This window comes from Flavobacterium sp., assembly GCF_043773265.1.
Classification (GTDB): domain Bacteria; phylum Bacteroidota; class Bacteroidia; order Flavobacteriales; family Flavobacteriaceae; genus Flavobacterium.
The window spans coordinates 22,041-32,906 of the sequence record NZ_JAYVFH010000053.1; the positions used below are offsets into that span (position 1 = coordinate 22,041).

Consider the following 10,866-nt stretch of genomic DNA (forward strand, 5'->3'; position numbering starts at 1 on the left):
CATAATTAATAAAAATTTGATGGATAAAATTTTCAACAATACACAAGTTGCTTTTAGTTTAAAAAGTGATACTGAATTAGATAGAGCATATTTTCTTTTTAAAATGATTGCCAATGAACCTTTGGTAAGAATTGGAACTGCAGTTACAAACTTTGCATTAAAAGCTCATTTGCCAGTTGATGGTTTAATTCGTGCAACAGTTTTTGACCATTTTTGTGGAGGAATCAATGAGAATGATTGCTTAACTGTTGTTGATAAAATGTATACTAAAGGTGTTTCATCTGTTTTAGATTATTCTGTTGAAGGTAAAGAAGAAGAAGCTCAATTTGATGTTGCTTTAGAAATGACATTAAAAACTGTTGAATTTGCCAAAGAACGTATAGCAATTCCGTTTGCAGTTTTTAAACCAACTGGTTTAGGACGAATGGATTTGTATGTAAAAATAGGAGAGAAGCAACCACTTTCTAATGATGAAAAAGAGGAATGGAATAAAGTAAAAGAAAGATTTGAATTAATTTGCAAAACTGCTCACCAAAAAGATGTTGCCTTATTAATTGATGGTGAAGAAAGTTGGATGCAAGACGCAGCAGATAATTTAGTTGAAGAAATGATGCGAAAATACAATAAAGAAAAAGCAATTGTTTTTAATACACTTCAAATGTACCGTTGGGATAGAATGGATTATTTAAAATCTTTACATGAACGAGCAATTAAAGAAGGTTTTTTTATTGGTATGAAACTAGTTCGTGGTGCATACATGGAAAAAGAGCATAAACGTGCCAATGAAAAAGGATATCCAACACCAATTTGTGCTTCAAAACAAGCTACAGATGATAATTATAATGTTGCTGTTGATTATATGATGAAACATATTGACAAAATGGCAATTTTTGCAGGAACTCATAACGAAGAAAGTTCATACAAGTTAATGGAAATGCAAATTGCAAATGGAATTTCTAAAAATGATAATAGAATTTGGTTTGGTCAATTGTATGGAATGAGTGATAATATAAGTTACAATCTTGCCGAAAATGGTTATAATGTGGCTAAATATTTACCATTTGGACCAGTTAGAGATGTAATGCCATATTTAATTCGTCGTGCCGAAGAAAACACTTCGGTTGCAGGACAAACTAGTAGAGAATTAAATTTATTAAAAACAGAAAGAGATAGACGAAAAGGAAAACAAGCTATTATCTAGTTGTTTTTTTCATTAATATTGCACTATCAACAAATCGTTTTATTTCAATTTTTTGATCACCATACAATTGAATTTCAGATTTTCCAGAAGCGTCAATTATTACATTAGATTTAATGTTTATACTTGCTTTGGTATATCCTTCAGTAGTAATTTCTGCATTTTTAGCAACTAAGTTTTTGCCAATAAAACTTGCATTGTTGTCTAATCTTAAAGTAATATCATTAACATCTCCTTCAACTGTTGCATCAGATTTTTGATACATATCAAATTTTAAATCAGTAGCAGCAATCAGAGCTTTAATTTTAGCATTTTTACTCAAACTAATTGAAGTTTTTTCTGATTTTGAATTTATTTCTACCTTAGATTTATCATCCATTAATAAGGTGAAATTCTTAGTTTTAGAATTCAAAAATAGTTTAGAAGAATCATAACTTTTAAAAACTATTGTATCTAATTCGATATCGGTAAGTGCAATAATAGAAGATTCATCTCTAGTTATTACCGAATCAAAATCGTCTTTATAGGTAACTCTAATGCTAAGTTTTTTAAAACCAAAGGCGTTTTTTAAAGTTGATAATCTTAAAGTAGAACCATTAATTACAATATCAATTGCATCATGAAGATTATCATCAGCTTCAATTTCTAATCCACATTCTGTTCCTTTTATTAAGAAAACTTCTATATTATCTGCTACTTCAAGAGATTCAAAAGCTTCAATTTTTTTTATTTCTGTAGTAACAATTTTAGAACCTTTTACCTTTTCCTTTTTTTGAGAAAATGCTATCGAAGTGACAAGTATCAAAGCTATAATTAAAACAATTTTTTTCATTTTTTTTCTTTCTTCTGAAATTAGTTCAGATGCTGTGGCAAATTTATTAAAAGGTTTGAATAATTAGCAAAAACATTTTATTATTTAATTTTTACACTCCATTCAAAATCCATTTCAGAAACCTGATCACCTTTTTCATCAACTCCTATTGATTTTAACCAAATTGTTTGTCCATCACCTGATGCAATGGTTTTATTGATTGCGTCTTCAATAAAATTTCCTTCATTGCAAGTAAATGTTATTCTTCCTTTAGCTTTTTTTGTAAAATTACCTTTATTATTGGCAACTAGCATTGAAATATTTTTTTTACTTTTTTTTATTTGATACATCACTAAAGCTCCAGTAGTTAGCTCGGCTGCCATTGCTTGCACTGCAAAATACATAGAGTTAAAAGGATTTTGGTTTAACCAGCGATGCTTAACAGTAACTTCACATTTTTCAAGTGAAATCGACTTTACTCTAACGCCACATAAAAAAGCTGAAGGTAATTTGAAAAATAAAAAGGTATTTAATTTAGTAGGTGAAATATCCATTAGGTACTGATTTTGCTGTAAATATACAACAAATGATGTATAAGTATTTAAATCCAGCAATGTTAATTTAATGTTAAATATTAGTACTTTGTAATGCATAATACCTTTTTTTGGTTGTATCTTTGTATAAGAAATTAATGGTCTATAGATAGTAATGTTAGTTTTTTATTTTTATTCATCAACAAAAAATCAATCATCATGAATCCATCTAACGAAAGAACAGTTTCATCATTAACACATTTGAGTGCTTTATCTCAATATTTTATTCCTTTTGGAAATTTTATTTTTCCAATAATTATATGGAGTTCAAAGAAAAAAGACTCAGATTTTGTTAACTATAATGGTAAACAAATATTAAATTTTCAGTTGAGTATTTTATTATACAGTATCATTTTATGCATGATTGCGGTGCCAATAATAATTTACATGGTTTTTAAAAATGTTGCTTTTTCAACTATTTTGAATGGTAATGATTTTGAATTTCATAACTTTAACTTCAATGACTTTACAGGAATGGCAATATTGGCTTTACTAGCAATAATAATCTTTGGCTTTCTAAAAATAATTGAATTTATATTGATAGTTTATGCTGCCGTTAAAGCATCCAACGGAGAAAAATATAAATATCCATTAACAATACCATTTTTTAAATAAAAATTAGTTTCAATCATCAATAACAATCAACCTGTCCGCCTTTGGTGGATCTAAAATCAAAAAATGAACAGTTTAATCATACCTGTTGGCAAACAGGTTAAAAAATCAAAACCGAATTATGAATATTGAAAACACAAAAGCTCAAATGCGAAAAGGTGTTTTAGAATTCTGCATCCTATCTGTTTTAAAAGAAAAAGAAGCATACACATCTGAAATATTAGACACCTTAAAAAACGCAAAATTGCTTGTAGTAGAAGGAACAGTTTATCCGCTATTGACAAGATTAAAAAATGATGGTTTACTCAATTATCGTTGGGAAGAATCAACTTCTGGTCCGCCAAGAAAATATTATGAGTTGACCGAATTAGGAAAAACATTTTTAAACGAATTAAATGGTACTTGGACAGAATTGTCTGATGCAGTAAATATTATAACCAATCAAAAACAAAAATCATGAACAAAACAGTAAATATTAATATAGGTGGTTTATTTTTTCATATAGATGAAGATGCATACCAAAAATTATCAAGATATTTTGATGCTATTAAACGTTCACTTTCTAATTCATCTGGCAAAGATGAAATAATGAAAGACATAGAAATGCGAGTTGCAGAGCTTTTTACAGAAAGACAAAAAAGTGATAAACATGTTATCAATAATATTGATGTAGATGAAGTTGTAAAAGTTATGGGACAACCAGAAGATTATAGAATTGATGATGATTCTGAAACTTCTAAAACAGAACAATTTTATGTTCCAAGAAAATCTAAAAAACTTTATAGAGACAAAGATAGAGGATTAATTGGAGGAGTTGCAACTGGTTTAAGTCATTATCTTGGAATTGATTCAGTTTGGATAAAAATTTTATTTATACTATTTACTTTTGTTGGTGGATCTGGAATTATTGCTTATTTTATTTTTTGGATAGCAACTCCAAAAGCCATTACAACATCAGAAAAATTAGAAATGACTGGCGAACCAGTTACTATTTCTAACATCGAAAAAAAAGTTAGAGAAGAATTTGATACTATTTCTAATAAAATAAAAAATACAGATTATGATAAATTGGGAAACCAAATTAAATTCAATACAGAAAACGTTGGAAATAAATTAGGTGATGCCTTTATAGCAGTTTTTGGAGCTTTTGCAAAAGTTTTAGGAGCTTTAATCGTTGTGTTTTCATCACTTTCGTTACTAGGAGTTTGTATTGGTTCAATAGTTTTAATGTTTTCATCATCGTTGCCACAAAACACAATAATTAACCATTTTAGCACGCCAATTGGGCTTGAAACTCCACTTTGGATTCAAGGAATTTTATTTCTTTTATCATTTGGAATTCCTTTGTTTTTCTTGCTTATTTTAGGATTAAAATTATTGGTAACTAATTTAAAATCAATTGGAAATATTGCTAAATATAGTTTGTTGGCTCTTTGGATAATTGCAATAGGAATATTAATTTCATTAGGAATTAATGAATTAACACAAATTTCATCTGAGGCAAAAGATCTTAAAAAAGAAACAATAAAAATTGCTCAAACCGATACTCTTTTTGTAAAATTTAAAAACAATGATTTTTATTCTAAAGAAAATTATAGACGTTCAGATTTTCAATTAACACAAGATGAAAATGGTAAAGAAATTATTTACTCTAACAATGTTAGTTTTAAAATATTAAATACTGATGAATTGCTACCATACATTCAAGTTGAAAAATTAGCCGTTGGAAAATCGTCTGTTGAAGCTAAAAAACGTGCAAAAGAAATTATGTATAGTTATAAAATCATTGGCAATCAATTAATATTAGATAATTATTTACTATCAAAAGTTGAAAATAAATTTAGAAATCAAAGAGTTGAATTATTCTTATATTTACCAAAAGGTACATTATTCAAAGCAGACGAAACGGTTCAGAATTTTGATGAATCTGATGATAATTATTTTAACTTGCACTTTAGTTCAGATAAATACATTTATAAAGTTGGCGATTCTAATGTTAAATGTTTAAATTGTCCAGTTGATGAAAATGAATTTGACGACACTATTGACACCGAAGAAATTAACGTAATTGAAGAAACAGATTCTATAAAAACTATTTCTGTAAAAGTTAACGGAAAAGAAGTAATTCAAACTACAACAGGAACTGGCGAACCTGGAAGTTTAATAATAAATAAAGATGGTATAATCGTTAAAACTAAATAATCATGATAAAATTGATAGTTATTTGTACAAAAATAATTATTGCAGCAATAGTTGCATTATTATTTACATCATGCAATCAAGTTTTTGATGGCATTAAAGGAAATGGAAATGTTCAAACAGAACAACGTAAAATTACAGAACCTTTTACAAAAATCTCTGTAAATCGAGGATTAGAAGTAATTGTAGAACAAGGAGATGAAGTTTTAGTTGAGGTTGAAGCTGATGAAAATTTATTAAGTCATATTACAACCAAAGTAGAAAACGGAACTCTTATTGTCACTACAGATGAAAATATTTATAGTGCTAAATCAGAAATAATTAGAGTAAAAATGCCTACAATTGAAGCTTTAGAAGCTTCTGGTGGTTCAAATTTAAGTAGTAATGAAACATTAAAAGGTTTGAACTTAGTTGTGAAATCTGATAGCGGAAGCGAAATTGATGCAAACGTAGAATTCGACAATATTACAAGCGAATCAACTAGTGGAAGTAATATTTCGTTAACTGGAAAAGCTCTAAAATATACATCAACATCGTCTAGCGGAAGTGAAACCGATGCTAAAAATCTTTTGGCAAATGATGTCATTTCGCAATCTACCAGCGGTAGTTCGTCTGAAGTTCATCCAATTGTAAGTTTAAAAGCCAAAGCATCTAGCGGAGCATCAATTGAATATGAAGGAACTCCAAAAAACATTTCTAAAGAAGAAAATTCTGGAGGAAGTGTTTCTGGACATTAATATTATTTTTCAAATAGTATAAAACTTAAAATCTCAATTTCACGATTGAGATTTTTTTATGAATAAGTATACAATTTGTCACATTGAGTGTCGTCGAAGTGCTATTTTAAATTTTGAACAAAAAACTTGTATCTTAGCGACTTTGTGGCAAAAAAAAACCTTTTTCAACATGAAACAAAAGTTAAACCAATACCAATTAACTTACATTTTAGAATCATAAATTGTAATTTTGAAAAAAAAAGTAATGAAAATTCTAATTACAGGAGCAACAGGTTTAATAGGTCAAGAATTGGTCAATTTACTTATTAAAAACAATTATACCATTCATTATTTAACAACTTCTCCTCAAAAAATCATAAATAAAACTAATTATTATGGATTTTATTGGAATCCCCAAGAAGGAAAAATTGATGAAAATTGTATTGAAGGCGTTGAAACAATTGTGCATTTAGCTGGAGCTTCTATTGCAAATCGTTGGACAAAATCTTATAAAACAGAATTAATAGAAAGTAGAGTTTTATCAGCCAATTTACTTTTTAATTTACTAAAAAAGACTCCAAACCAAGTAAAACACTTTGTTTCTGCATCTGGCACAGCAATTTATCCAGATAGTTATATTAAAACATATGATGAAACTTCTACTGAAATTGAAAATTCGTTTTTAGGAAACCTAGTTATAAAATGGGAAAAAAGCGCAGATCAATTTCAAATATTAAATATTAAAGTAGCTAAACTTAGAACCGGAGTTGTGTTTTCAGAAAAAGGTGGTGCTCTTTTAGAAATGATAAAACCAATTAAAATGTATCTTGGTTCAGGTTTTGGTTCAGGAAAACAAATACAATCTTGGATTCATCTTACTGATGTGGCACATCTTTATTATTTTGTAATACAAAACCAAACAGTAGGAATAATAAATGCTGTTTCTCCAGACACAATTAGCAATCAAGATTTAACAACACAAATTGCAAAACATCTTAAACGACCTTTGTTTTTACCTAATATTCCTAAGTTTATTATGAAATTAATTTTGGGAGAAATGCATGTTTTATTATTTAATAGCAAAAACATTAAATCAGTTCGTATAAAAGAATTTGGTTTTAAATATAAATTTAGTACAGTTCAAAGCGCTTTGAAGAATAGTATAAAATAAAAAAAAGTTCTAATTTTTTATTAGAACTTTTTTTAAATAATTATGTGTGAATTAATACTATTTAGAGCTTTTCAGCTAAATGAAACCTTTTATTATTCAAATATACACATATTATTCAAATATACACACTTCTAAAACTTAATATTCTTAAAATTTTACTAAATTTTCTTTACTATTGATTTATTTTTATTTTAAAGATTAAATAAATTAATGACAATTTGACATTTTAAAAGAAATGGCAGTACTTTTGCAATCCAAAATATCGGAATAAAACAAGTAAATGAATATCAAAAACATATTTAAAAATAAAGCCACTATGAGTACTGAAAATACTGATAAAGTAATTCTTGAAAACGAAACTGTACTACAATCAGAAGAAAATCAAACAGAAAACACATCTGAACAAACAGAATCTACAATAGAATTAAGTGTAGAAGAACAACTAACACAAGATTTAGCAACAGAAAAAGATAAATTTTTACGTCTTTTTGCCGAATTCGAAAACTATAAAAGAAGAACAACTAAAGAGCGTATAGATTTGTTTAAAACTGCCAACCAAGAAGTTTTGCAAGCCATCTTGCCAGTACTAGATGATTTTGACAGAGCAATGGTTGAAATATCTAAATCTGAAGATGAACTTTTAATAAAAGGAGTTGTATTAATTCATGAAAAATTAAAATCAGCATTAGTCTCAAAAGGATTAGAAGAAGTAGAAGTTCGTCAAGGAGATGCTTTTAATGCAGATTTTGCAGAAGCAATTACACAAATTCCTGCTCCAACAGCTAAGTTGAAAGGAAAAATTGTTGATGTACTAGAAAAAGGATACAAATTAGGTGACAAAATAATTCGTTTTCCTAAAGTAGTAATTGGAAATTAATTTCCACTTGTAGAGACGTAACATGTTACGTCTTTTTAGACATAATTTTATGTGTAAAAAAGATGTAAATAATACATCAAAAAAAGATGTAAATAGTACATCTAAATATTTTCAAAATAGATTTAAATGAAAAATGATTTTTACGAAATATTAGGGATAACAAAATCTGCAAGTGAAGCCGAAATAAAAAAGGCATACCGAAAGAAAGCTATCGAATTTCATCCCGACAAAAATCCGGGTAACGCTCAAGCAGAAGAAAGTTTTAAAAAAGCAGCCGAAGCTTATGAAGTATTAAGCGATCCGCAAAAGAAAGCCAAATACGATCAATATGGTCACCAAGCATTCGAAGGTGGAAATGGCGGTTTTAGTGGTGGTGGCATGAATATGGACGATATTTTCAGTCAATTTGGAGATATTTTCGGAAGCGCTTTTGGCGGTGGTGGTTTTGGAGGAAATTCTGGTGGTCAACGTCGAGTAAAAGGTAGTAATCTTCGCATTAAAGTAAAACTTACATTAGAAGAAGTTGCAAATGGAGTTGAGAAAAAAGTAAAAGTAAAACGAAAAATTCAAGCTCCAGGAGTTAAATATAAAACTTGTTCAACTTGCAACGGTCAAGGTCAAGTTTTAAGAGTTACTAATACAATATTGGGAAGAATGCAATCAGCATCAACTTGTCCAACTTGCGGTGGTTCAGGTCAAATTATAGAATCTAAACCAGCCAATGCCGACTCACAAGGAATGATTCTAGAAGACGAAACAGTTTCAATAAAAATTCCTGCAGGAGTTGTTGATGGGATGCAATTAAAAGTTTCTAGCAAAGGAAATGATGCACCAGGAAATGGAGTTCCAGGAGATTTAATTGTTGCAATAGAAGAACTTGAACACGAATTTTTAAAACGTGAAGGCGAAAATCTTCATTATGATTTATATATAAGCTATCCAGAAGCTGCTTTAGGAATTTCTAAAGATATCGAAGCTATAAACGGAAAAGTTAGAATAAAACTTGAAGAAGGAATACAATCAGGTAAAATATTGAGATTAAAAGGTAAGGGAATTCCGAGTATAAACAGTTATGGAACAGGTGATTTACTCGTTCATGTAAACGTTTGGACACCAAAAACATTAAACAAAGAACAACGTCAATTCTTTGAAAAATCATTAACTGACGAAAACTTTATTCCGCATCCAGAAAAAACAGACAAATCTTTTTTTGAAAAAGTTAAAGATATGTTTTCATAGTTGTAAATTTATATATATATTTGAGGATTACTTGGAAACAGGTAATTTCTTTTTCATAGCAATTTTTCCCATCCTTGTGTCAAAATAAGGGTGGGTTTTTTTGTAACAAATACTTTCAAATAGCTACTAATTCAGTACTTTTACAAATTGAATAACAATAACAATGTCAAAAATCAATATCAATTAAAATAAAATTTGAAATTGCAATTGATTCTTGACATTGACATTTATAATAATTTATGAATAACATACTAGAAGTAATTAATGTCGTTAAACAATATGGAGATTTTACTGCGTTAAACGAAGTTTCTCTTACAGTTCCCAAAGGAAGTATTTATGGATTACTTGGCCCAAATGGTGCTGGAAAAACATCATTAATTAGAATAATCAATCAAATTACAATGCCAGATAGTGGTAAAGTAATTCTTGATGGCGAAATTCTAAAACCAGAAGATGTTCAATATATTGGCTATATGCCAGAGGAAAGAGGTTTATATAAGTCAATGAAAGTTGGCGAACAATGTTTGTATTTGGCACAACTTAAAGGTTTGTCTAAAAACGATGCCAAAGCACAACTAGATTATTGGTTTGAACGATTAGAAATTCAAGGTTGGTGGAACAAGAAAATTCAAGAGTTATCTAAAGGAATGGCTCAAAAAATTCAATTTGTTGTTACTGTTTTGCACAAACCAAAACTGTTAATTCTTGACGAACCGTTTTCGGGTTTCGATCCAGTAAATGCTAATTTGATAAAAGATGAAATAATTGAATTAAACAAACAAGGAACTTCTGTTATTTTTTCTACTCATCGAATGGAAAGTGTTGAAGAAATGTGTGACCATATTGCATTAATCCATAAATCTAATAAACTTATCGAAGGAAAACTATCTGATGTTAAAAAACAATTCAGAACCAATAGTTATGAAGTAGGAATATTGAGCAATAATATAGAAGGATTAATGTATGATTTATCTCAAAAATTCACTCTTTCTCAAACCGATTTTAAATCCTTGAATGACGAATTAAAACTAGAAATAAATCTTGGTACAGCAACTCCTAATGAATTATTACATATTCTAGTTCAACGCGGACAAGTAACTCACTTCGTAGAAAAAATTCCAAGTGTAAACGATATTTTTATTAAAACAGTAACCCAATAAAAATTTCAATTTCAAAAATAAATTGCAAAAATCAAGAATCTGAATTGCTATGGCGAACAGATTAAATTATAATAATAAAGTTGGTGTTTAAACTTTTAAACTCTTAAACTTTTAAACTTTTTTACTATGAAACTCTTAAACCTCTAAACTTCTAAACTTTCTTCACCATGAAACTATCAGAAATTAAAAAACACTTAAGCACTGCCACAGGAGTGACTTTTCAGTTGCCAAACGGCACATTCTTACCCGAACATTTCCACGTAACCGAAGTTGGAATGATTACCAAAAAC

The 10,866-nt window shown here is 28.6% G+C and carries 11 protein-coding genes; 9 read left to right on the plus strand and 2 right to left on the minus strand.

Annotated features, from left to right (window positions below; all coding sequences use genetic code 11):
* Positions 1 to 19 precede the first annotated feature (19 nt).
* Positions 20 to 1,201, plus strand: coding sequence for a proline dehydrogenase family protein (locus ACH2BO_RS02845; RefSeq protein WP_395043247.1), 1,182 nt, complete (start codon positions 20 to 22; stop codon positions 1,199 to 1,201).
* On the opposite strand, the gene ACH2BO_RS02850 is transcribed toward ACH2BO_RS02845, so the two are convergent.
* Together ACH2BO_RS02850 and ACH2BO_RS02855 are read right to left on the minus strand one after the other, a co-directional pair.
* Positions 1,194 to 2,030, minus strand: coding sequence for a GIN domain-containing protein (locus ACH2BO_RS02850; protein WP_395043248.1), 837 nt, complete (start codon positions 2,028 to 2,030; stop codon positions 1,194 to 1,196). The genes ACH2BO_RS02845 and ACH2BO_RS02850 overlap by 8 nt on opposite strands.
* 80 nt (positions 2,031 to 2,110) lie before the next feature.
* Positions 2,111 to 2,563 carry a DUF4442 domain-containing protein gene (locus tag ACH2BO_RS02855; RefSeq protein ID WP_395043257.1) on the minus strand — a complete coding sequence of 151 codons (453 nt, stop codon included), beginning with the start codon at positions 2,561 to 2,563 and terminating at the stop codon, positions 2,111 to 2,113.
* A 198-nt stretch (positions 2,564 to 2,761) separates the two neighbouring features.
* On the opposite strand from ACH2BO_RS02855, the gene ACH2BO_RS02860 reads away from it, so the two are divergent.
* The 8 genes from ACH2BO_RS02860 to ACH2BO_RS02895 all read left to right on the plus strand — a co-directional run bounded on the left by ACH2BO_RS02860 (position 2,762) and on the right by ACH2BO_RS02895 (position 10,576).
* On the plus strand, positions 2,762 to 3,217 hold the full coding sequence (locus ACH2BO_RS02860; RefSeq protein ID WP_395043249.1) for a DUF4870 domain-containing protein: 456 nt from the start codon (positions 2,762 to 2,764) through the stop codon (positions 3,215 to 3,217).
* A gap of 118 nt (positions 3,218 to 3,335) precedes the next feature.
* A complete protein-coding gene (locus tag ACH2BO_RS02865) occupies positions 3,336 to 3,674 on the plus strand; it encodes a PadR family transcriptional regulator (RefSeq protein ID WP_395043250.1) in 339 nt (112 codons plus the stop codon).
* A complete protein-coding gene (locus ACH2BO_RS02870) occupies positions 3,671 to 5,416 on the plus strand; it encodes a PspC domain-containing protein (RefSeq protein ID WP_395043251.1) in 1,746 nt (581 codons plus the stop codon). The genes ACH2BO_RS02865 and ACH2BO_RS02870 overlap by 4 nt, the downstream gene beginning before the upstream one ends.
* Positions 5,417 to 5,418: 2 nt before the next feature.
* On the plus strand, positions 5,419 to 6,150 hold the full coding sequence (locus ACH2BO_RS02875) for a head GIN domain-containing protein (protein ID WP_395043252.1): 732 nt from the start codon (positions 5,419 to 5,421) through the stop codon (positions 6,148 to 6,150).
* A 244-nt stretch (positions 6,151 to 6,394) separates the two neighbouring features.
* Positions 6,395 to 7,300 carry a TIGR01777 family oxidoreductase gene (locus tag ACH2BO_RS02880; RefSeq protein WP_395043253.1) on the plus strand — a complete coding sequence of 302 codons (906 nt, stop codon included), beginning with the start codon at positions 6,395 to 6,397 and terminating at the stop codon, positions 7,298 to 7,300.
* A 316-nt stretch (positions 7,301 to 7,616) separates the two neighbouring features.
* On the plus strand, positions 7,617 to 8,177 hold the full coding sequence (locus tag ACH2BO_RS02885; protein ID WP_395043254.1) for a nucleotide exchange factor GrpE: 561 nt from the start codon (positions 7,617 to 7,619) through the stop codon (positions 8,175 to 8,177).
* Between the two features lie 126 nt (positions 8,178 to 8,303).
* Positions 8,304 to 9,416 carry a molecular chaperone DnaJ gene (gene dnaJ / locus ACH2BO_RS02890; protein ID WP_395043255.1) on the plus strand — a complete coding sequence of 371 codons (1,113 nt, stop codon included), beginning with the start codon at positions 8,304 to 8,306 and terminating at the stop codon, positions 9,414 to 9,416.
* Positions 9,417 to 9,655: 239 nt separating this feature from the next.
* Complete coding sequence (locus tag ACH2BO_RS02895; RefSeq protein WP_395043256.1) at positions 9,656 to 10,576, plus strand: ABC transporter ATP-binding protein; 921 nt, start codon at positions 9,656 to 9,658, stop codon at positions 10,574 to 10,576.
* Positions 10,577 to 10,866 lie beyond the last annotated feature (290 nt).